The organism is Leeia aquatica (genome assembly GCF_012641365.1).
Classification (GTDB): Bacteria; Pseudomonadota; Gammaproteobacteria; order Burkholderiales; family Leeiaceae; genus Leeia; species Leeia aquatica.
Map to the genome: position 1 here is coordinate 226,166 of NZ_JABAIM010000002.1, position 20,719 is coordinate 246,884.

A 20,719-nucleotide genomic window follows, 5' to 3' on the forward strand; every position below is an offset into this window, starting at 1 on the left:
GGGCCAACATGACGACCCGTATTGAACTGAAGGTGCCGGATATTGGCGACTACAAGAACGTCGATGTCATCGAATTGCTGGTGAAGGTGGGCGACAGCGTGAAGGTGGATGATTCACTGGTCACGCTGGAAACCGACAAGGCCACCATGGAAGTGCCCGCCTCTGCGGCAGGCATCATCGTGGAACTGAAGGTGGCGCTGGGTGACAAGGTGTCTGAGGGCAGCGTGCTGGCGGTGATCGAAGCCGCAGCCGCAGCGGAGGCCCCCGTAGCAGCGCCCGCCCCGGCCGCCGTTGCCTCGACACCGGCCCCCGCTCCCGCCGCAGCCCCGGCAGCGGCCAGCTTTGCTGGCAGTGCTGACGGAGAGTACGACATGCTGGTACTGGGTGCCGGGCCGGGCGGCTATTCCGCCGCCTTCCGCGCTGCCGACCTCGGCATGAAGACGGTGCTGGTGGAGCGCTACGCCACGCTGGGTGGCGTGTGCCTGAATGTAGGCTGCATCCCCTCCAAGGCGCTGCTGCACACCACGGCCGTGCTGGATGAAACCCGCCAGATGGCCGCACATGGCATCCAGTTTGGCGAGCCGCAGATCAATCTGGACCAGCTGCGTGGCTACAAGGAAAAGGTGATCGGCAAGCTGACCACCGGCCTCGCCGGCATGGCCAAGGCTCGCAAGGTGGAGGTGGTGCAAGGCGTTGGCCGCTTTGTGGATCCGCACCATCTGGAAGTGGAGCTGGCGGCTGGTGGCAAGAAGGTCATCAAGTTCAAGCAGGCCATCATCGCCGCCGGTTCGCGCGTGGTGAAGCTGCCCTTCATCCCGGAAGACCCGCGCATTGTGGACTCCACCGGTGCACTGGAGCTGCGGCAGATTCCGAAGAAGATGCTGATTATCGGTGGTGGCATCATCGGGCTGGAAATGGGCTCGGTGTACTCCTCACTTGGTGCCCGCCTGGACGTGGTAGAGATGCTCGATGGCCTGATGCAGGGCGCAGACCGCGATCTGGTCAAGGTGTGGCAGAAGATGAACCAGCACCGGTTTGACCGCGTGATGCTCAAGACCAAGACGGTGAAGGTGGAAGCCTTGCCGGAAGGCATCAAGGTCTGGTTTGAAGGCGAAGGCGCGCCGAGCGAGCCGCAGCTGTACGACATGGTGCTGGTGGCAGCCGGCCGTGCACCGAATGGCAAGCTGATCAACGCCGAAGCCGCGGGTGTGGTGGTCAACGAGCGTGGTTTCATCCCGGTCGACAAGCAGATGCGTACCAATGTGCCACACATCTTTGCGATTGGCGATCTGGTCGGCCAGCCCATGCTGGCACACAAGGCGGTGCACGAGGGCCATGTGGCGGCGGAAGCCGCCCATGGTGAGAAGGCCTACTTCGACGCCAAGGTGATCCCGTCGGTAGCGTATACCGACCCGGAAGTGGCCTGGGTTGGCCTGACCGAAGACCAGTGCAAAGCGCAAGGCATTCGCTACGAGAAGGGTGTGTTCCCGTGGGCCGCCAGTGGTCGTGCCATCGCCAATGGTCGCGACGAAGGGTTCACCAAGCTGATTTTTGATGCTGAAACGCATCGCATCATTGGTGGTGCCATTGTTGGCACCCATGCGGGCGACCTGCTGGGTGAAATCTGCCTGGCGGTGGAAATGGGCGCAGACGCCGTAGATATCGGAAAAACCATCCACGCCCACCCGACGCTGGGTGAGTCGGTTGGTCTGGCTGCAGAAGTATTTGAAGGCAGCTGCACCGACCTGCCGCCGCAACGCAAGCGTTAAGACGGTTCCCGGCACCCGCAAGGGTGCCGGGTGCATCAAGCCTGCTGGTTGCTCCAATTCTCCAGCCAATCCACTGCGTAGGACACCAGCCGGTCTGCCGGCAGCAGTACACTGGCCGCATGGCCTACCTCGCCCAGACAACCATCCTGCAACAGGAAAGACTGCACAATGTCAGCAAAGTAGTCGTCTGCCAGTCCCTCCACCACGGGATCGCAGGTATCAAACTCCTCCTGCCAGACCCAGAACGTCTCCCCTTCTATCCGCAATGGTACTTCCATACGCACCACCCGCTTGCGCGGGATGTCGGCCAGGTGCTCGGCATGGTGCAGCAAGCTGACAGTATCCAGCGGCGCGCCCACCAACAGCACCCTACCCTTGCGCGCCACCAGCCTTGCAAATGGGGAGTTCTCGCCATAACCATACTGCATGGGGTGCGCTTCGGTATACCACGCGGCCTGTGCGCCAATCGCGGCTACTGATGCACCAGGATTGCCGCTGCGCAGCGCCCCCGGCCAGCTGCGTACATGTTCCGCCATCACGCCATGGTCGCGGCTGGCCCGAGCGCACTGCGGGTCAAACGGCGGGATATGCGGCTTCAGCATGGAGGGCAAGGCACCGGAGGCATCCAGCGCATCCTCATACTGCTGATCCCAGTTGGTGTAGCACAGCAAGGTACCCTCCGGGCCAATCACGGCGAGGATGGCAGCAATCAGGGCATCAGGGCCATTGAGCAAGGGGCCGACCTGCCGCATGGCGGCGTGCAGCATTACCTCATCGCCGGCTTTCAGCCCCAATTGCCGCAGGTGGGCCTGCAGTTCAGGCTGGCTCCAGTACAGCTGCTCTCCAATGGTCAGCATAGCCCCTCCGGTTTTGACAGGGATGACATGGGTCCGCCCGTCCAAAAAACAACACCCCGTCTTAGCGGGGTGTTGTTCAATGTTTGAGGCTGGCGGTGTTCAGCTGCGACCTGCCTTGATCACGCCAACATAGCCTTTGTATTCAAACTTGCCCTGGATCGACTTTTTGTCATCCTTGGTCACCACCTTGAACTCGATGGTCACCTCACCATTTTTCAGCCGGGCCTTGACCACATCCCCCTCGATCTTGCCTTCCTCAAAGGCATAGGCTACATCACCATCCGGGGTACCGTAGAACAGCGCCTGGCCCATGACCTTACTGCCATCGACCTGGTCCACTTTCACCACCAGCTTGTCCTCAAACTGGAACTGATCCAGCAGCCATTTGCCCTTCCACTCACCCAGCAAATCCGCATTGCCAGCTACTGGCGGGGTGGTCGTTGCGGTAGCGGTGCCGGGGGCAAAGTCGGAGAGTTTCACCACTCCAACATAACCCTTGTATTCAAACTTGCCCTGGATCGACAGCTTGCCGTCACGCTCCACCGGCTTGAGGTCAATGGTGACTTCGCCATTCACCGCACCAAAGTGCATCTTGCTGTCGGGGGCATATTGCGCATCCATCATGGGCCCGGTCACATCACCATTTGGCGTGCCGAAGAAGGAGACCACACCCTTCAGGGTGGAGCCTTCGATGGCGTCAATCCGCAACACCATCTTGTCCTCAAACTGGAATTGCTCCAGATACCACTTGCCCTTCCATTCACCGACCAGACGCGCCGGTGCTACCGCACTGTCTTCTGCCTGGGCCGTACCGGCCAACATCAGCAATACTGCAAACAGGCTTGCGCCGAGTTGTTTCATCCATTGCATTTTAGTGTCTCCACAGTCTTTGGGGTCATAGCTGTAGTTATAGGCCTACCCGATGATCTCGGGGTGCTGTCGCCCACTGTAGCAGAGATCAAGCGAATTTACATTCATTATTGGATCACCCGTTTCCCGGCACAGATTGGGCCTGCCCCCTTGTAATCACGACAACCGCCCCCAGCTATGCGTAAAGCACTGCTCCAGCTTCACAGCAGGCCGGGCATGGGCTAGGATGGAACGGTATCCAGCCTCTCACGCCTCTGCTTTTCATTGCACCGCACCCCGACTAAAGGACATACCATGAGCGAACATATCAAACATGTAACGGACGACTCCTTTGAAAAGGACGTTCTGCAATCGGATAAGCCAGTACTGCTGGATTTCTGGGCAGAATGGTGTGGCCCGTGCCGCATGCTGGCACCGGTGCTGGATGAGCTGGCCCCGCAATATGCTGGCAAGCTGCAGATCGCCAAGCTGGATACCGAAAAGAACCCCGGCACCATGCAGAAGTATGGCGTGCGCGGCATTCCCGCCCTGATGCTGTTCAAGGATGGCAATGTGGTGGCAACCAAGGTGGGCTTGCAGTCCAAATCCCAGTTGACCACATTCCTTGACAGCAACCTGTAAACCCGCTAGTATCCGCGCAAATTTGTTTCGCCCGGGTTTCCGCTCTTGAATCCAGAGCCGCCCGGGTGATGTTCCAGCAGCATCCTGTTTTCTTCTTATATTTTCAGTCCTTTACACCCGATTAGCGGATCAGCCCATGCATTTATCTGACCTCAAGCGCCTGCACGTCTCCGAACTGGTTGACATGGCGATTGCCAATGAAATCGACGGGGCCAGTCGCCTGCGCAAGCAGGATTTGATCTTTGCCTTGCTGAAGAATCAGGCCAAAAAGGGCGAAAGCATATACGGTGAAGGCACGCTGGAAGTGCTGCCGGACGGTTTTGGCTTTCTGCGCAGCCCGGATACCTCTTACCTGGCCGGGCCAGACGACATTTACGTCAGCCCCAGCCAGATTCGCCGCTTCAACCTGCATACCGGTGATTCGATCGAAGGCGAGATTCGCACACCGAAGGAAGGCGAGCGTTACTTTGCCCTGGTCAAGGTAGACCGCGTCAACGGTGACACACCGGAATCGGCCAAGCACAAGATCCTGTTTGAAAACCTGACGCCGCTGTTCCCGACCGAACCGCTGAAGCTGGAACGGGACATCTCCTCGGAAGAGAACGCCACCGGTCGCTTGATTGATATCATCTCGCCGATCGGCAAGGGACAGCGTGGCTTGCTGGTCGCCCCGCCCAAGTCCGGCAAGACCGTGATGCTGCAACACATTGCCCACGCCATCACCGCCAATCACCCGGACGTGGAACTGATCGTACTGCTGATCGACGAGCGCCCGGAAGAAGTGACCGAAATGTCCCGCACGGTGAAGGGTGAAGTGGTTGCTTCCACCTTTGATGAACCGGCGACCCGTCACGTCCAGGTCGCAGAAATGGTGATTGAAAAGGCCAAGCGCCTGGTGGAGCACAAAAAGGATGTGGTCATCCTGCTCGACTCCATCACCCGTCTGGCCCGTGCTTACAACACCGTGATTCCTGCTTCCGGCAAGGTGTTGACCGGCGGTGTGGACGCCAATGCCCTGCAGCGCCCGAAGCGTTTCTTCGGTGCTGCGCGTAATATCGAAGAAGGCGGCTCGCTGACCATTATTGCCACTGCGCTGATCGACACTGGCAGCCGCATGGATGATGTGATCTACGAAGAATTCAAGGGCACCGGCAATATGGAAATCCATCTCGACCGCCGCATGGCCGAGAAACGCCTGTACCCTGCCATCAACGTCAACCGCTCCGGCACCCGCCGTGAAGAGCTGCTGATCGACAAAGATGTGCTGCAGAAGATCTGGGTGCTGCGCAAGCTGCTCTACCCGATGGACGATCTGGAAGCGACCGAATTCCTGCTGGACAAGCTGAAAGCCACCAAGAGCAACTCGGGTTTCTTTGACTCGATGCGCCGGGGCTAGGGCCTGACAGTTGCAGACGAGATAAAACTCGTCCATAATTCCGCTTTTACAAAGTACCGGCACAATCCCGGTACGCTCATGCAAAAAGGAAAGTCTGATGAAAGACGTGCACCCGAACTACACCGAAATCAAGGTGACCTGCAGCTGCGGCAACGCCTTTACCACCCGCTCGACCATGGCCAAGGACCTGCACATTGAAGTGTGCGCCCAGTGCCACCCGTTCTACACCGGCAAGCAAAAGGTGGTGGATACTGCTGGTCGTATCGAGAAGTTCAAGAACAAGTACGGCAGCATGGTGCGCTAAGCATCACGCCGCAGAAAAAAGGCAGCCTGGGCTGCCTTTTTTTGTCTCTGTGATCTGCCATTGATGCTGCCATGCTGACTTACACGCCCGCGTCCGCCCTGCCGCCTACACCGCCACGCGACCACTCCTGGCTCTTGCTGCTGCTATGCCTGGCCTGGCTGCTGCCCGGCACCTTTGGCCATGCGCCGTGGCGGGGGGAAGAGGTCGAAGTCATTGGCGTGGTACAAAGCATGCTGCATGGCCAGTGGCTGATTCCACAACTCAATGGCCAACCCTTCCTTGACAACCCACCACTGACATACTGGCTGGCGGCGGCCTTCGCCAAAATACTGCCCTCGCACTGGATCGCCTTGCACGAAACGGCCCGACTCGCTGCGGTGCTGATGATGGGCCTGACCTTCTTGCTGGTCGGCCTGGCGGGCAAGCATATGTGGGGGGCGCGACAAGGGCGGCTGGCCGTACTGATGCTGATGGGCTGTTTTGGCCTGCTGTCGCGCGCGCATCTGGTCATGCCGGAACAGGCGGCATTGCTGGGTGCCGCATTGCAACTGTACGGCCTGAGCCTGCTGGCCGCGCGTCCCATGCGGGCGGGCCTGTGTCTGGGCCTGGCGCTCCCCGTTGCCCTGCTCGGTGGCGGGCCACTGGCATTGGCCGTCAGCATCCTGACCCTGCTGTTGTTTGCCTGGCCTCGCCCCGGCGTCGCCACCGCACAGTGGCTACGCGCCTTGTTACCTGCCAGCGTCATCGCCCTGCCCTTGCTCCTGCTGTGGCCGCTGGCCCTGAAGCAGCATGCCCCGCTGATTTTTGATCAATGGTGGCAGCAGCAGGTGCTGGCAGCTCACTTTGATGCTCACCGTCTGCGCTACTATCTGGGCATGGTGCCGTGGTTTGCCTGGCCGGCCTGGCCGCTGGCCTTGCTGGCGCTGCGGCGTAATCCGCTGGGCACTGCGCCATCACGGGTACTGCACCTGCAATTGTTGCTGGCGAGCCTGCTGTGGATATTGGGGAATGCCTGGCAACCGGATGAGCATGACGTCAACACCATGCTGTGCCTGCCTGCGCTGTGCCTGCTGGCCGTGCCGGGCCTGGACCGGCTGCGCCGCGGCGGTATCGCCGCCTTCAACTGGTTTGGCCGTTGTACCTTTGGCTTGATCGCCCTGCTGGTCTGGCTGGGCTGGCTGGCCTTGAGCACCGGATGGCCTGGCCGTATCGCCATGCGCATGCACCGGGCCAGCCCCACCTACCAGCATGAGCTGCACCCGGTACTGCTGGCGTTTGCCCTGCTGCTGACCGGGCTGTGGCTGTGGATCATGTGGCAGCAGCGCCATGATGTACGTAAAGCCCTCAGTGGCTGGGTGGCCGGTGCCACCATGGCCTGGGGGCTGATCATGACCTTGTGGTTACCCTGGATTGTCGCGGCCAAGGACTACCAGCCCATGCTGCAGCAGCTGGCCCGGCAGTTGCCCGCAGACCGCAGCTGCATTCACACGGCCGACATGCCACGCACCGTGCTCACCCTGCTGGCCTATCGCCAGGGCATCGACTTGCCTGTGCGGGATCAGGCATGCCGCTGGAAACTGGCCAAGACCACCCAGCGCAGCGTTGCCCCCGCCGGCTGGCGAATTGTCTGGCAAGGGCATCGTGGCGGTGATCGCAAGGAAGGCTACTGGCTGCTGAAGCGTCAGCTTTGAACCTTAACTGAACCAGCTCCTGATCAAGGCTCGTGCCAGGCGCTTTGCAATCCAAACGATACCCCGTGACAGACTGGGTTTAAGATCATCTAGCAAGCTATACGCCACCGGCACCACTACCAGCGTCAGGAGGGTTGAAGTAATCACCCCGCCGATCACCGCGTGGGCCATCGGTGCGCGCTGCTCGACCCCTTCGCCCAGCCCCAGACCCAGTGGCAGCATGCCCAGCACCATGGCAAAGGTGGTCATCAGGATGGGGCGTAGCCGCACCCGCCCGGCTTCCTGAATGGCGGTCATGCGGTCTACCCCGTTGCGCACCGCCTGCTCGACAAAGTCCACCAGCAGGATGGCATTCTTGGTCACCAGCCCCATCAGCATGATGATGCCGATCACCGAGAAGATGTTCATGGTTGAGCCACCCACCATCAGGCCCAGCACCACCCCGATCAAGGACAGCGGCAGCGCCGTCATGATGGCCAGCGGGTGCAGGAAGCTGTTGAACTGCGAAGCCAGCACCATATAGATGAAGATCACACCCAGCCCCAGCGCAGCAGCGGCATAACCAGCGGACTCCTGCATGTCCTTGTTGGCCCCGCCGGTGACGATGCGGTAACCCGGTGGCAGCGCCATGCTCTGCACCACCGGTTGCAAGTCCTTGCCAACTTCACCCGCCGGACGACCATCCACGTTGGCACTCAGCCGAATCTCGCGCAGCAGCGAACGGCGATTGATCTGGTTTGGGCTTTTACTGTCTACAAAGCTGACCACGGCAGACAACGGCACCAGCAGGGGCTGACCGGTCTGTGGATCGGTCTTGCTGCTTTGCAGCCGCAGCTGTGCCAGATCGGCCGGGTTCTTGCGGTTGGCTTCATCCAGGCGTACCACCACATCGTGGTTCTCGCCGTCTTCACTTTCCCAAGTGGTGACCGTGTCGCCGACTACCAGCGGCTGCAATGCCTGATTGATCTGCTGCAGGGAAATGCCCAGATCCGAGGCCACATCGCGCTTGATGCGAAGGGCCAGCATCGGCTTGGCATCGCTCAGGCTGGATTCGACATCCACCAGCCCCGGTATCTGCTTCATGCGGCTGCGCAGCTGATCTGCGAGGCGCTGCAGTTCGCGAATATCCCCCCCCTGAATGCTGAGCGATACCGGCTTGCCGCCCCCGCCCGCAGAGTTGGTACCGCCGATACCGCGCAGCTCAATCCCGGCCACCTGCAACACCCGGGCGCGGAAACGCTGCGCCAGCTCCTTCTGCCCCAGCTTGCGCTGCTTGCGGGGTATCAGCTTGATGCGAATGGAAAACTGGTTTCGCCCTTGCACAAAGCCGGTATTGACCGTGGAATAGGTGCGTTCAACCTCCTTGAAGGAGCGGAGGATGCGCTCCACCTGCTCCACCTTGCTGCGCGAGTATTCGAGACTGGAGCCCACCGGTGTCTTGGCAGAAAGCACCATGTCGGACTGGTCCGCTTCCGGCACAAACTCGCTGCCCAGCCGGCCCATCAAGACAAAACTCAGCACCAGTACACCGATGGACATGCCGACCACGGCCAAGCGATGACGCAAGGCCCAGCGGATCAAGCCGGTGTAGCCATTCGAGAGGCGCTCAAGCTGGCGCTCAATCCAGCCCAGCAGCGGCCCCAGTAGCGGCATCGGCTTGTGATCCTGCACCTGGGGATCGCGCCAGACGGAGGACAACATCGGGTCCAGCGTAAAGCTGACGAACATGGAAAACAGTACGGCAGCGGTCACGGTAATGCCAAACTGATGGAACCAGCGCCCAATGATGCCGCCCATATACCCTACGGGTAGGAACACCGCGACAATAGTTAGTGTGGTGGCCAGCACCGCCAGCGTGATTTCCTGGGTGCCTTCCAGCGCAGCCAGTCTGGAAGGCTTACCCATGGCCATGTGCCGGGTAATGTTCTCCCGCACCACGATGGAGTCGTCAATCAGCAAGCCAATGCACAGCGACAGGGCCATCAGCGTCATCATGTTCAGGCTGAAGCCGAACAGGTCGAGCAAGAAGATGGTACCCAGCAGCGAAATCGGCAAGGTCAGGCCAGTAATCACCGTACTGCGCCAGGAACCGAGGAACAGGAACACCACCATGATGGTCAGCAGCGCCCCTTCCAGCAAGGTGGTGGTCACGTCGTTGAGTGAGTTACGGATCGGCACCGAGCCATCAGCAATCACGTCCAGCTTCATCGCTGTCGGCAGTTGCTCCTGCAGGCGATCCTTCATGCGTTTGACGGCATCAGCTACTTCGACGGTGTTGCTCTTGTTCACCTTGTAGATGTCGATGGCCACCGCCGGTTTGCCGTTGATCAGGGCCAGCGAGTTCTTCTCCTGCTGACCGTCAACCACTCGTGCGACATCACGTACCCGGATCACGCTGTCGCCACGACGGGCCACAATCAGCTCACCAAACTGCTGCGGATCACGAATCTTGCCTTCGAGCTGCACCACCAGATCACGGCCACCGCCACTCAACACCCCGACCGGTAATTGCCCATTTTCCCGCTTGAGCACGGCGGATAACTGGTCCACCCCGACATTAGCAGCCTGCAGCCGCAAGGGGTCAGGCTGGATGATGATCTGGCGCTTCACGCCACCCACCACAGAAGCCTGGCCGACCCCCGGCACCGTCAGCAGTTGCTTGACCAGGGTATTTTCGGCCATTTCTGTGAGCTGTCGGGCCGAATGGCTGCCGGAGGTCAAGGAGAGGGAGATGATCGGCCGATCATCCGGATTGGTACGTCGAATCACCGGTGCATCCACCCCATCACGCAGCCGGGGGGTGAGCACAGAAATCTTGTCGCGCACGTCCATCATCGCGTCGTCCATATTGGTCGACAGGGTGAAGTTCACAGTCACGACACTGCTACCCTCATACGAGGTCGACGAAATCTCATCGACCCCATTGATGGTGTTCATCGACTCTTCCACCCGGCGGGTGACGTCCGTCTCTACCACTTCCGGGGTGGCGCCCGGATAGTTGGTGACAATGATCACCACCTGCGAGCCCACATCGGGGAATTGCTCCACCGTCAGCTTCTTGTAGGACGACACCCCCAGCACCAGAATTGCCAGCATCATCATGCAGGCAAACACCGGGTTGTGAATGCTGATACGGGTCAGATTCATGCCGGTGCTCCAGCTTTCGGCACACGTACGGCCTGCCCCGGCTTGGCCGAAGCCAGCCTCACCCGCACCAGCAGGTCACCTGGCTGCAGACCGCTGCGCACATCCTGAAAATTGCCACTGTCGTCCAGCTCTCCCAGCACCAGCTGGCGCTGCTGCAGCTTGCCCTTTTGCACCACCCACGCCGTTGCTTTGCCGTCCTCAATGCTGATGGCAGACTTGGGCGCCAAGAGCACTGGCTGACTCCCGCCTTGCAGCTGCCCACTGACAAACAGTCCGCCCCGCAGCGCCGGTGAAGACGCTGTCAAACTGAGCCAGACCGGAATCTGCCGAGCCCCCCCTTGCGTCTGTGGTGCAATCCGGCTCAATTGTGCAGACCAGGACTGTTCCCCCAGTCCCTCCACGCTAAAACGGGCAGGCATGCCGATCTGTACCTTGGGCAACTGTTCAGGCTGCAGGCTGGCCTCGATTTCCAGGCTGCTGGGATCCACCAGCAGAAACAAGCGCGCCCGCGCTGCGACATTCTGGCCAGCCTGCACATCCTGGGTCGCAATAATGCCGTCAAACGGGGCGCGGATCACCGCATCCTGCGCGGCACGCTGCACCAGCTTGAGCTGGCTTTGCTGGGACGCCAGCGCGGCCCCCCGCTCGGTCACCGCCGCCTGACTTTCCTGCAAGGCATTGGGCGAAATAAACCCTTGCTCCTTGAGCGCCAGACGACTCTGGTGATTTCGCTCCGCCAGCTTCAGCTGCGACGCGGCACTGCTGACGGCTGCCTTGCGCTCCTGCAGGCGTGCTTGCAAATCGCGCTCGTCGAATATAGCCAGCACCTCGCCCTGTTTTACCACCTGACCGGGGCGCACCTTGACCTCGGCCAGCAGCCCTTCCATTGGCGCAGCCAGCATGGTCTGCCGCCGTGCCACCAGCGAGCCAGTGAACGGTGTGGATTGTACGCGGACTCCGGCCTGCATCCGGTAGACATCCCCTTCAGCCAATACCAGCAACTGGCTGCCTTTGTCACGGTTACGTTGCCCGCGCTCCGACTGCCCGCCCTTGCCGGGACGCAGCACGATGAGTGCGGCAAGCGCTGCCAATACCAGTAGCAATAACCAGAACCAGGGGCGACGCAAAACAGACATGGGGCGTTCCTGAAAAGTAAGGGGACAGGTGGGCTTTGATTATATCGGCTCATTACCCTACAGCAATGGGCTTTACAAAGCGTTTACACGGTGACAGGACAAGACATCCGCTATACTGCACATACCTTGGCGACCCTTTGATCATGACGCATTCACACGCTGATTTGCCTGTCGACGCCCATGATGGGCTACTGATTCATTTACCCACACCGGTGCTGCTGGTGCGTTTGCCGGAAGGGCTGCTGCTGCAAGCCAATCCCGCAGCCCATGAGCAGCTGCAGCTGCCCGCCGGTGGCCAGCCGCTGGACAGCCTGTTTTTACACAGCACGGACTGGCGGGAGCTGCAGTTGCGGCTGAAGCAGGGTCCTGTACGCCAGTTTGAAGCCCGGCTGCAGGGCGCACATGGCCGCCCGGTGTGGATGCTGCTGTCCGCACGTGAGCAATGGCAGGGGGATCAGCGCTACCTTTGGCTTTCCTTGCACGACGTGTCCGAGCGGCGCAAGCGTGAATTCCAGCTGCAGGCCAACGAAGCCCTGCACCAGCAGATTCTCACCACCTGTGGTGAAGGCTACCTGCAGTTTGATGCGGCGACCAACCGCATCGTTGACGCCAACCCGGCCTTCTGCCAATTGCTGGGCTGCTCGACCGAGCAAGTGCTGGGCGCCACCCTGGCCGACTTTCTGGCACCCGATTGTCCGCCTACGCCGCTGACCGACCGGCACTGGCCTGAACAGCAGGAAACCGTGCGCGGTGAACTCTCCATGCTGCGCGCAGACCGTATTCCCCTGACAGTGCAGGTACAGGCGAACGTACTGCGCGATGAGCGCGGGCAGGAAGTCACCCGCTTTGCGCTGCTGACCGATATGACCGAGCGCAAGAAAAACGAAGAGCGCATGATCTATCTGGCGTTCTATGACCCGCTCACCGCCCTGCCCAACCGCCTGCTGTTCCATGAGCGGCTGCAACAGGCCCTGTTTTTGCTGAATCGGCAAGGGCAACCCTTCGCCTTGCTGTTCCTTGACCTGGACAATTTCAAGCAGGTCAACGACACGCTGGGTCACGATGTCGGCGATGAGTTGCTGCGGGAAATCGGGCGGCGACTGTTTCAGGCCGTACGCGAAAGCGATACGGTGGCCCGTTTGGGCGGCGACGAATTTGTGGTGCTGTTGCAAGGGGTGCGCAGTGAGCTGGCAGCGGCGACCGGTGCAGAGAAGCTGCTGTCAGCCCTGGCAGATCCAATCCAGATCGGTGAGCACAGCCTGCAGGCGTCGGTCAGTATCGGCATTGCCCGTGCACCGGAAGATGGCAATGATGCCAGCACCATCCGCAAGAAGGCAGACCTCGCCATGTACGCCGCCAAAGCCGCCGGCAAGCATACCTACCGTTTTGCATCAGAGTAAGCAGGAAGCGTGCTCAGCGCACGCGGGAAACGATAGAGGCCACCTGCTCGACAAAGCGGACGTCCGAGTCGGTCCAGATGCGCTCTCCGCCACATTGTTCGCAGCGGATGGCACCGATCATATTGCCTTCCCGCATGATGGCCACATCCAGCACGGCCTCAATCTGGCAAGGATCATAATAGCTGTCCAGCAATGAGGCCAGCGACGGATCCGCCGTCACCTTGCTGGCCACCACCTTGCCCTGACCGCTGAGTGCGGCAAAGTAATCCGGATTGTCTTCCTGATAGTGCAGCGCACCCCGGCTGTGCTGCCCGCTTTCTGCGTCATACAGGTCGACGCTGCTGAGCGCAGCACCGCCTTGCACCAGCAGCCAGATGCCCATTCGCTGGATTTCCAGATGTGCGGCCACCGCCTCATTAAGCCGGCTGAGGAAGGTAGCCAGATCAATCTGCTTGCCACTGTACTCGACAAACAGTTGCTTCATGACCTCCACGATGTTGTCCATCTGGCTCCCCTTGCAATCACGAATGCGGCATGCTGTTCAAGTCATAGCCCACTGCGGGTCAGAAAGCAAGTGTATCCGGTCAATGACCCTGATGCGTCGCCTGTTCGATGGCCTCATCGGTCAGGTGCGGTGCAAAGCGCTTCATGAAGTCAAAGGCAAAGCTGCGCAAATAGGCATCTCGGCGGAAGCCGATGCGGGTGGTGGAAGGCTCAAACAGATGGCTGGCATCAATCGCCCGAAGCTGAGTGTCGCGCTGTGGCTCAAAAGCCATCGTCGCCAGAATGCCGATCCCCAATCCCAGGCCGACATAGGTCTTGATCACATCCGAGTCAATCGCGGTTAGCACCACATTCGGCTCAATCCCGGCAGACTCAAACGCTTTTTGCATCTTGCTGCGCCCGGCAAAGGCAAAGTCATAGGTAATCAGCGGGTACTGCCCGATGTCCGCCAGAGTGATCGGACGTTGCAACTGCAGCAGCGGGTGGCCTTCCGGCACCACTGCACTGCGGTTCCACTGCTGGCAGGGCAACATCACCAGCTCGCGATAGCGGTCGATGCCTTCGGTGGCAATGGCCAGATCAGCCTCGCCACTCAGCACCATCTCGCAAATCTGGGTGGGGCTGCCTTGCTTGATGGACAGGCGAACCTTGGGATACTGGGTCATGAATTGCCGGATCACATCCGGCAGCGCGTAGCGCGCCTGGGTGTGGGTGGTGGCAATGGTCAGGCTGCCGGCATCATGATTGGCGTACTCATCGCCCACCCGTTTCAGGTTGGCCGCTTCACGCAGGATGCGCTCGGAGATTTCCAGCACCGCCCGCCCCGGTTTGGAGACATCCACCACTCGCTTGCCGTGCCGAATGAACACCTGGATCCCCAGCTCATCCTCCAGCAAGCGAATCTGCTTGCTGATGCCCGGTTGCGAGGTATGCAGCTTTTCTGCCGCATCCGATACATTCAAACCTTGTTTGGCGACTTCTACCAGATAGCGTAGCTGTTGCAGCTTCATGATGATGCGGCTCCGCAGCAAAATAACCAGATCGTATAAAATACTAACACAATATTCTTTCCAGTCCATATAGGCCCACTGTTAGCATGGCCCTTCTCGCACAGTGGGCACCCTCTCATGAATTTCGTACAAGTCATCTCCGGCTTTGCCGTCGGGCTGATCGTCGGTCTGACCGGGGTGGGTGGCGGCTCGTTGATGACCCCCATCCTGCTGATGCTGGGTTTCCCGCCGACCAAAGCGGTGGGTACTGACCTGCTATACGCCGCGATCACCAAGGCCGGCGGCGTGCTGGTGCATCATCGCCAGCGCAGTATCGACTGGCGCATTACCGGCTGGCTGACGCTGGGCAGCGCGCCGGCAGCCATTGCGACCGTGCTGCTTCTGCAGCACTGGCACCTGTCGAGCAAGGTCTTGAACAATCTGCTGACCCATGCACTGGGGGTCGCCCTGCTGCTGACGGCAGTCGCCATCCTGTGCAAGCCCTGGATTCTGCGCCTGCTGCGGCACCAGCCCGACGCGCCGGTGGAACTGACGCCACGCCGCGCTGCCTCCACCGTGCTGACCGGGATCGTGATCGGGGTACTGGTGACCCTCAGCTCGATCGGCGCAGGGGCCATTGGCACCATTGCCCTGTTTGTACTGTTTCCGATGATCCCGACCGTGCGTCTGGTGGGTACCGAGATTGCGCATGCCGTGCCGCTCACCCTGATCGCAGGTCTGGGACACGCCAGCATGGGACATCTCGACTGGGGGCTGTTGTTCACTTTGCTGGTAGGCTCCCTGCCGGGCATCTATATTGGCAGCCGTTTGTCCGGCAGCCTGTCGGACAAGACCACGCGCCCGCTGCTGGCGGTGATGCTGGCGGTGATCGGCAGCAAGTTTGTCTTCCTGTAATGGCCATGGTGCCAGACTGAATTGATCCAAGGAGTAAGCATGACGTTTGATCAGAAACTGCAAGACACGGTGGCTTTGCTGAAGACCATCGCCAACGACTATCAACCTGCGGTATTTGCCAACAGCTATGGCGCGGAAGACATGGTGCTGACCCACCTGATCAGCCAGCATGCGCTCAACATCACGGTATTCAGCCTGGATACCGGTCGCCTGCCCGCCGAAACCTATGCCCTGATGCAACAGGTGGAAGAGCAATACGCCAGCCACCCGGTCAAGGTGTATTTCCCGGATACGGCCGCCACCGAAGGCTATGTGCGCGAACACGGCATCAACGGCTTCTACCGCAGCGTGGAGCTGCGCAAAGAGTGCTGTCGCATCCGCAAGATCGACCCGCTGCGCCGCGCCCTGCAGGGTCAAAAGGCATGGATTACCGGCCTGCGCCGCGAGCAGTCCCCGACTCGGAAGGATCTCGGCAATCAGGAATTCGACAAAGACAACGGGCTGGAAAAGTTCAACCCGCTGATCGAATGGACCGAGAAGGAAGTGTGGGGATTCATCCGTAGCCAGAACATTCCCTACAACGAACTGCACGACAAATTCTATCCTTCTATTGGCTGTGGCCCCTGTACCCGCGCCATCACGGTAGGCGAGGACGTTCGTGCTGGCCGCTGGTGGTGGGAAAACCCGGAAACCAAAGAGTGCGGCCTGCACATCAAAAAGGGCTGATCTCCCCCCATCTCCACCGGTGCGCGCCGGTGGAGATGGATTGTCCCGCGTCGGTGAGGGTGTTATTGTCGCGCCTGCATGAACCGCTCACGGTCTACTGGCATGACGCTAGCCCCGCGTACCCGAATCTTCCTGCTCGCTTTGCTGACCTGGCTGCTCCTCAGCCTGCTGGCGATCGGGGCCATGCTGTTCACGCAGTACCTGCAAATCTCCTCGTCCTTTGAGCAGGATACCCGCATTCTCAACCGGCTACTGACCCAGAGGGCCGAGCAGCACGACGCCATCCTGGCGTCGATTGGCGCAACTCAGACCCTGTCGCCCATTCCCTCACCGTTTGAATTGAGTGGCTTTGCCGAGGCGATCCGCAGCCGCTACCCGCAAGTGGCGGGTATCGCCAACTGGCAATACCTGAACCATCGCTCCGGGCCCCAGCTGCAATGGCGAACCGGCGCCGCCCCGATCGACTGGCCGGATGGTGAAAGCCTGTTTGACATCCCGGCTGACAAGGACTGGCTGGGTGTCGAGCGGGCTCCGGGAGATCGGCACGTTCTGGTCTCGCGGCAACAAACCTATGACGGTGACGTCGAGCTCACGGTGTTACTGATCGACCCCACCGCCTTGCTACGACAGGAAGACCTTCCCTCCGAGCAGATGGGCTTTCGTCTGGTCGCCCCGGTCGGGGATATCCCCGTGCTGGACAACCCGGCGCCGCGCAGCAACTCGGTGCGGGTCAACTGGATGGAACCACCGCGTTACGACCACCCGCTGTCCATTGCCTCCCAGCCCTTCCTGCTGCATGCCTGGCGCCCGGTCTATCTGCAAGAGCTGGCGCCCGATCGCCTGGTGGCACTGGTCGCTCTGATCGCCGTCATGGTCACCCTGTTGACGCGCCTGCTGGTCCAACGCCAGTATGCCCGCTCCATTGCACGCAGCAGTGCCAACCAGCTGGCACGGGAACGGTTGAGGGCTTCTACCACGGTGGAAGCCACCGCCGACGCGCTGATCGCCTTTGACCGCAATGGCCGCATCACCCTGGTCAACCCAGCCGCCCGCATGCTGGCCGAACTGAGTGAGCAGGTACTGACCCTGGATGTGGATCAGACGCTGCACCTGGCACGAGCCGATATGGAGGCACGCCGCTATCCGATTCTGGACACCATCCGCAGTCGTCAGGATGTGCTGGAGTTGCCAGAGGGCCTCCTGCTGTCGTTGCCGGAAGGCGGGCAACGCATGGTGGAGGGAGCCTTGTCACCGCTGTTCGACGAAGTGGGTGACTTCCATGGCGGTGTGTTGACCTTCCGTGACATTGGTCCCTTCCGCCGGCGGGCGCTGGCCGCGCTAGAAGGTGCGGAGCGCCGCTTGCGCGAAAATGAGGCCTTGCTGACGCGCGTCACCCAGGAGAGTTCACTGGCAGAAATGGCCTCTGGCATCGCCCATGAGTTGAACCAGCCGCTGACCGCCATTCTCAGCCGTAGCCAGGCTACCTTGCGGCTGCTGCGTGAGAGCCCGGAAGAATGGGCACAGGCCTGCGACGTGCTGGAAGGCACCGTCAAGCAGGCCAAGCGGGCGGGCGATATCGTCTTGCGCTTGCGCAGCCTCGCCATGCGCCAGCGCTTTACCGAGCAGCCGCTGGAGCTGAACCAGGTGGTACGGCACGGTTTAGCGTTGCTGAGCGAGGATCTGGCCCGCTTGAAGATCAAGGTCAAGGACGGCTTGGCCGCCGATTTGCCCGTCATGCATGGCGACCCGATCCAGCTTGAGCAAGTCATCGTCAACCTGATTCGCAACGCGATGGATGCCATCAGCCGCGCCCAACCCAAGCAAGGTCGCATCCGTCTGAGCAGTACGCTGCTGACAGGGGGGCAACTGAGCCTGAGCATTGAAGACAATGGCAGCGGCATTGCCGAAGCGGACCTGCCACGCCTGTTTGAGCCTTTTTTCACCACCCGGAATGATGGCATGGGCCTCGGGCTGGCAATCTGTCACAATATCGTCAGCGCGCACGGCGGCACCTTGCAGGCAGAGAACCTGCCAGAGGGTGGAGCCCGCTTCGTACTGGTGCTGCCCCTTACCAAGGAACCCGACTGATGGACGCCCTCTCCCCGCTGGTCTACCTGATTGACGATGATGACGATGTGCGCGAGGCCTTGGCCCTGTTGCTACGAACCATGGGTATGCGGGTAGACGCCTTTGCGGATCCGCTAAGCTTTCTGAGCGCCTTCGACCGCAACACCATTGGTTGTCTGATCGTGGATATCCGCATGCCCGGCATGACCGGTCTGCAATTGCAGCAACGCTTACTGGATGAGCAGTGTGATTTGCCAGTGGTGGTGATCACCGGCCATGGCGATCTCAACCTGTGCCGCCGCGCCTTCAAGGCTGGTGCAGTGGAGTTCCTGATCAAGCCTGTCGATGAAGAAGCACTGCTGGATTCCGTGCAGAAGGCGGTCACCCAGCACATCCGCAGTCGTCGCCAGCAAACCCTGACCCGCGAGGCACAAGCCCGGCTGTCCAAGCTGACCGACCGGGAAAATGAGATTCTGGTCCAGATCGTCGAAGGTTTGTCCAACAAGCAGATTGCCCGTGTGCTGGATTTGTCCCCCCGCACCGTAGAAACCCATCGTGCCAACATCTTTGCCAAGCTGGAAACCCAGTCACTGGCCGAACTGGTGCGCCTCTATCTGACCGGCGTCAGCGAGCACGGCTATAGCCCGCTCTCTGGCCCGGCCAGTCCGTAGTTCTACGCAGCCGCTTCGGTAGCGAACCCAATAGGCATAGCGCAAGCGCTCGCTTAATATCCGTTTCGTAGTCTTGGTTGTTGATGGTTTTGCTGTCAGCAACCTGCGCTCCCAATCGCGTAGACTGCTGAACCGGCTTACGCCGGTTTGTCCTCACTCAGGCCGCACTATCTGGATACGTAGTGCGGCTATTTTTTTATTCAGTGCACAGCCTCATCCGCTGCAACCTGATCCAGATCCAGGAACAAGGGCTGCCCGTCCGCCCCCAGCGCAGGCTGCACATCACGAACACGGCGAATGTCCGTCACCTGGCACTCCTGCAGCAAGCTTTCCATCATATGCTGCACCGAGGCGACCCGATCCAGTGCCGACAGGCGCCAGACAAAACGCTCCCGCAAGGAGGGCTGCAGTACCGAGCCCAGGCACACCCGCAACTCGCCACCTTCATGACACGCCAGCACGGCGGCCGGATCACCCACGCCCTCCCGTACCTTGCGGATCTGGGTGCTGGCAAACAACTGAAATGCCACTTCCAGGCAGGTAAAACGCGCATCATGCCGACCCGCCATCACCCCGCTCATGGGGCGAGGCATGACAAACAGGGTCAGCCCATTCTGTTGCCATTGGGTCTGCAGCAGTTTGCACAGTGCCAACCCCCAACCTTGCGCATCGCCACCCAACCGCACCAGCGACTCCCCCTCCTGCTCCAGCGCCAGGCCCACCAGGCAGCGTACATGCACCCCTTCATTGCCTTTGACCACTAACGGTGATGCCGGCAACGACAAGGGCAAGCCCTGTCCGCCTTGCTGCACGGACAACATGGCCTGATACCAGGTGCTGGCTGAAACGGCATCCATGGACGGTAAATCGCACAGAGTATCAGACAGCCAGATCTGATTGCTGTCGGCCAGCACCCCGTGCTGTTGCAGCAAGGCCATGGCAGCCGCCGCATCTGGCAAGGTCGCCGGAATGGTCACCTCCTGCCGCGCACCCGCCACCAGTATCAGCGGCAACATGAACAGGCGAGCCCGCTTGCCATCCGGGCGGCTGAGCACCTCCCCATCCACCAGCTGACACAGCTGCTGCCACAGCACGTCATGCGCCTCTTGGGCAGGTGCTGCCTGCAGTGCGTGCTGCAAGGCTTCGTCCTGCCCCGACAGCAAGGCATCGCGTACCGCGTGTTGCAGGGCGATCAAGGTTTCCGGCTGATCCGCCTGGGTCAGGTGGCTCATTACACGGCGCAGCAGGGGCTGCTTGGGGTCCATCCGGGCGTACTGGCGGGGATCAGGCAAGAGCATGGTCATCGGTTCTTCAGAGGTTTCATCAATCAAGGCGACAGTATACCAGCACCGCCTGCACAACCATGCCCAGCCCGCTTGTGCAGCGGGTTACAAAAAAAGGAGACCGCATGGAACTTTCCCGCATGTAGCCTACTCTGAGTTGGGCTGTCAGGAAGAATGTCATTTTTTTTGCTGCTGTGCACAACATTTAGCTTGCAAACTGAATTGTCTTGTAGCATAATGCAGTCATCAGGAATGAGGTTCTTCTGATTTCTTGATAGTGTCTCCTCTTTTCTCCTTTGGAGTTTGCGGCCCGGTTCACACCGGGCCTCTTTTTTTCTCCCTCCCATGCCTCACTCTGCCGTGTAGTTTGACA

The 20,719-nt window shown here is 60.4% G+C and carries 17 protein-coding genes; 10 read left to right on the forward strand and 7 right to left on the reverse strand.

The genetic code is table 11. The features are described from left to right. Positions 1–8 precede the first annotated feature (8 nt). Positions 9–1,769: a dihydrolipoyl dehydrogenase gene (lpdA, locus tag HF682_RS10110; RefSeq protein WP_168877173.1), complete on the forward strand. Its 1,761-nt coding sequence runs from the start codon at positions 9–11 to the stop codon at positions 1,767–1,769. 35 nt (positions 1,770–1,804) lie between these two features. Here the strand turns inward: lpdA and aac(3) are convergent, their stop codons facing one another. Further along, on the reverse strand, positions 1,805–2,626 hold the full coding sequence (aac(3), locus tag HF682_RS10115; protein WP_205882020.1) for an aminoglycoside 3-N-acetyltransferase: 822 nt from the start codon (positions 2,624–2,626) through the stop codon (positions 1,805–1,807). A 99-nt stretch (positions 2,627–2,725) separates the two neighbouring features. After that, positions 2,726–3,496, reverse strand: a complete 771-nt coding sequence (locus HF682_RS10120) for a hypothetical protein (RefSeq protein WP_168877174.1) — start codon at positions 3,494–3,496, stop codon at positions 2,726–2,728. Positions 3,497–3,790: 294 nt separating this feature from the next. On the opposite strand from HF682_RS10120, the gene trxA reads away from it, so the two are divergent. The 4 genes from trxA (at position 3,791) to HF682_RS10140 (ending at position 7,508) form a co-directional block, all read left to right on the forward strand. Further along, a complete protein-coding gene (gene trxA / locus HF682_RS10125; protein WP_168877175.1) occupies positions 3,791–4,117 on the forward strand; it encodes a thioredoxin TrxA in 327 nt (108 codons plus the stop codon). Positions 4,118–4,253: 136 nt separating this feature from the next. Then, on the forward strand, positions 4,254–5,513 hold the full coding sequence (gene rho, locus HF682_RS10130) for a transcription termination factor Rho (RefSeq protein ID WP_168877176.1): 1,260 nt from the start codon (positions 4,254–4,256) through the stop codon (positions 5,511–5,513). Between the two features lie 97 nt (positions 5,514–5,610). Beyond that, positions 5,611–5,817 carry a 50S ribosomal protein L31 gene (gene rpmE, locus HF682_RS10135; RefSeq protein WP_373282880.1) on the forward strand — a complete coding sequence of 69 codons (207 nt, stop codon included), beginning with the start codon at positions 5,611–5,613 and terminating at the stop codon, positions 5,815–5,817. Between the two features lie 71 nt (positions 5,818–5,888). Beyond that, positions 5,889–7,508: an ArnT family glycosyltransferase gene (locus HF682_RS10140; RefSeq protein ID WP_168877177.1), complete on the forward strand. Its 1,620-nt coding sequence runs from the start codon at positions 5,889–5,891 to the stop codon at positions 7,506–7,508. Between the two features lie 3 nt (positions 7,509–7,511). Here HF682_RS10140 and HF682_RS10145 read toward each other — a convergent pair whose 3' ends face one another. Beyond that, on the reverse strand, positions 7,512–10,655 hold the full coding sequence (locus HF682_RS10145; protein WP_168877178.1) for an efflux RND transporter permease subunit: 3,144 nt from the start codon (positions 10,653–10,655) through the stop codon (positions 7,512–7,514). Continuing rightward, complete coding sequence (locus tag HF682_RS10150; RefSeq protein WP_168877179.1) at positions 10,652–11,791, reverse strand: efflux RND transporter periplasmic adaptor subunit; 1,140 nt, start codon at positions 11,789–11,791, stop codon at positions 10,652–10,654. The genes HF682_RS10145 and HF682_RS10150 overlap by 4 nt, the downstream gene beginning before the upstream one ends. Positions 11,792–11,934: 143 nt before the next feature. Between HF682_RS10150 and HF682_RS10155 the strand changes: the two genes are divergently transcribed. Then, positions 11,935–13,191 (forward strand): sensor domain-containing diguanylate cyclase, encoded by a 1,257-nt coding sequence (locus HF682_RS10155; protein ID WP_168877180.1) that lies wholly within the window; start codon positions 11,935–11,937, stop codon positions 13,189–13,191. 13 nt (positions 13,192–13,204) lie between these two features. On the opposite strand, the gene HF682_RS10160 is transcribed toward HF682_RS10155, so the two are convergent. Both HF682_RS10160 and cysB read right to left on the reverse strand, forming a co-directional pair. Beyond that, on the reverse strand, positions 13,205–13,696 hold the full coding sequence (locus HF682_RS10160; protein ID WP_168877181.1) for a GAF domain-containing protein: 492 nt from the start codon (positions 13,694–13,696) through the stop codon (positions 13,205–13,207). Positions 13,697–13,775: 79 nt separating this feature from the next. Continuing rightward, positions 13,776–14,705, reverse strand: coding sequence for an HTH-type transcriptional regulator CysB (cysB, locus tag HF682_RS10165; RefSeq protein WP_168877182.1), 930 nt, complete (start codon positions 14,703–14,705; stop codon positions 13,776–13,778). Between the two features lie 117 nt (positions 14,706–14,822). Between cysB and HF682_RS10170 the strand changes: the two genes are divergently transcribed. The 4 genes from HF682_RS10170 to HF682_RS10185 all read left to right on the forward strand — a co-directional run bounded on the left by HF682_RS10170 (position 14,823) and on the right by HF682_RS10185 (position 19,063). Then, positions 14,823–15,599, forward strand: coding sequence for a sulfite exporter TauE/SafE family protein (locus HF682_RS10170; RefSeq protein ID WP_168877183.1), 777 nt, complete (start codon positions 14,823–14,825; stop codon positions 15,597–15,599). A 39-nt stretch (positions 15,600–15,638) separates the two neighbouring features. Beyond that, entirely contained in the window at positions 15,639–16,325 is a 687-nt protein-coding gene (locus tag HF682_RS10175) for a phosphoadenylyl-sulfate reductase (RefSeq protein ID WP_168877184.1), read from the forward strand. A gap of 102 nt (positions 16,326–16,427) precedes the next feature. Beyond that, positions 16,428–18,413, forward strand: coding sequence for a sensor histidine kinase (locus tag HF682_RS10180; RefSeq protein WP_168877185.1), 1,986 nt, complete (start codon positions 16,428–16,430; stop codon positions 18,411–18,413). Continuing rightward, entirely contained in the window at positions 18,413–19,063 is a 651-nt protein-coding gene (locus HF682_RS10185; RefSeq protein WP_168877186.1) for a response regulator transcription factor, read from the forward strand. Before HF682_RS10180 ends, HF682_RS10185 begins: the two co-directional genes overlap by 1 nt. Before the next feature lie 200 nt (positions 19,064–19,263). Here HF682_RS10185 and HF682_RS10190 read toward each other — a convergent pair whose 3' ends face one another. Next, complete coding sequence (locus HF682_RS10190) at positions 19,264–20,367, reverse strand: hypothetical protein (RefSeq protein ID WP_168877187.1); 1,104 nt, start codon at positions 20,365–20,367, stop codon at positions 19,264–19,266. Positions 20,368–20,719 lie beyond the last annotated feature (352 nt).

Coding starts and splice junctions, on each gene's coding strand:
- lpdA (WP_168877173.1), top strand. CDS start 9: ATGACGACCCGTATTGAACTGAAGGTGCCGGATATTGGCGACTACAAG.
- HF682_RS10120 (WP_168877174.1), bottom strand. CDS start 3,496: ATGCAATGGATGAAACAACTCGGCGCAAGCCTGTTTGCAGTATTGCTG.
- trxA (WP_168877175.1), top strand. CDS start 3,791: ATGAGCGAACATATCAAACATGTAACGGACGACTCCTTTGAAAAGGAC.
- rho (WP_168877176.1), top strand. CDS start 4,254: ATGCATTTATCTGACCTCAAGCGCCTGCACGTCTCCGAACTGGTTGAC.
- rpmE (WP_373282880.1), top strand. CDS start 5,611: ATGAAAGACGTGCACCCGAACTACACCGAAATCAAGGTGACCTGCAGC.
- HF682_RS10140 (WP_168877177.1), top strand. CDS start 5,889: ATGCTGACTTACACGCCCGCGTCCGCCCTGCCGCCTACACCGCCACGC.
- HF682_RS10145 (WP_168877178.1), bottom strand. CDS start 10,655: ATGAATCTGACCCGTATCAGCATTCACAACCCGGTGTTTGCCTGCATG.
- HF682_RS10150 (WP_168877179.1), bottom strand. CDS start 11,791: ATGTCTGTTTTGCGTCGCCCCTGGTTCTGGTTATTGCTACTGGTATTG.
- HF682_RS10155 (WP_168877180.1), top strand. CDS start 11,935: ATGACGCATTCACACGCTGATTTGCCTGTCGACGCCCATGATGGGCTA.
- HF682_RS10160 (WP_168877181.1), bottom strand. CDS start 13,696: ATGGACAACATCGTGGAGGTCATGAAGCAACTGTTTGTCGAGTACAGT.
- cysB (WP_168877182.1), bottom strand. CDS start 14,705: ATGAAGCTGCAACAGCTACGCTATCTGGTAGAAGTCGCCAAACAAGGT.
- HF682_RS10170 (WP_168877183.1), top strand. CDS start 14,823: ATGAATTTCGTACAAGTCATCTCCGGCTTTGCCGTCGGGCTGATCGTC.
- HF682_RS10175 (WP_168877184.1), top strand. CDS start 15,639: ATGACGTTTGATCAGAAACTGCAAGACACGGTGGCTTTGCTGAAGACC.
- HF682_RS10180 (WP_168877185.1), top strand. CDS start 16,428: ATGACGCTAGCCCCGCGTACCCGAATCTTCCTGCTCGCTTTGCTGACC.
- HF682_RS10185 (WP_168877186.1), top strand. CDS start 18,413: ATGGACGCCCTCTCCCCGCTGGTCTACCTGATTGACGATGATGACGAT.
- HF682_RS10190 (WP_168877187.1), bottom strand. CDS start 20,367: ATGACCATGCTCTTGCCTGATCCCCGCCAGTACGCCCGGATGGACCCC.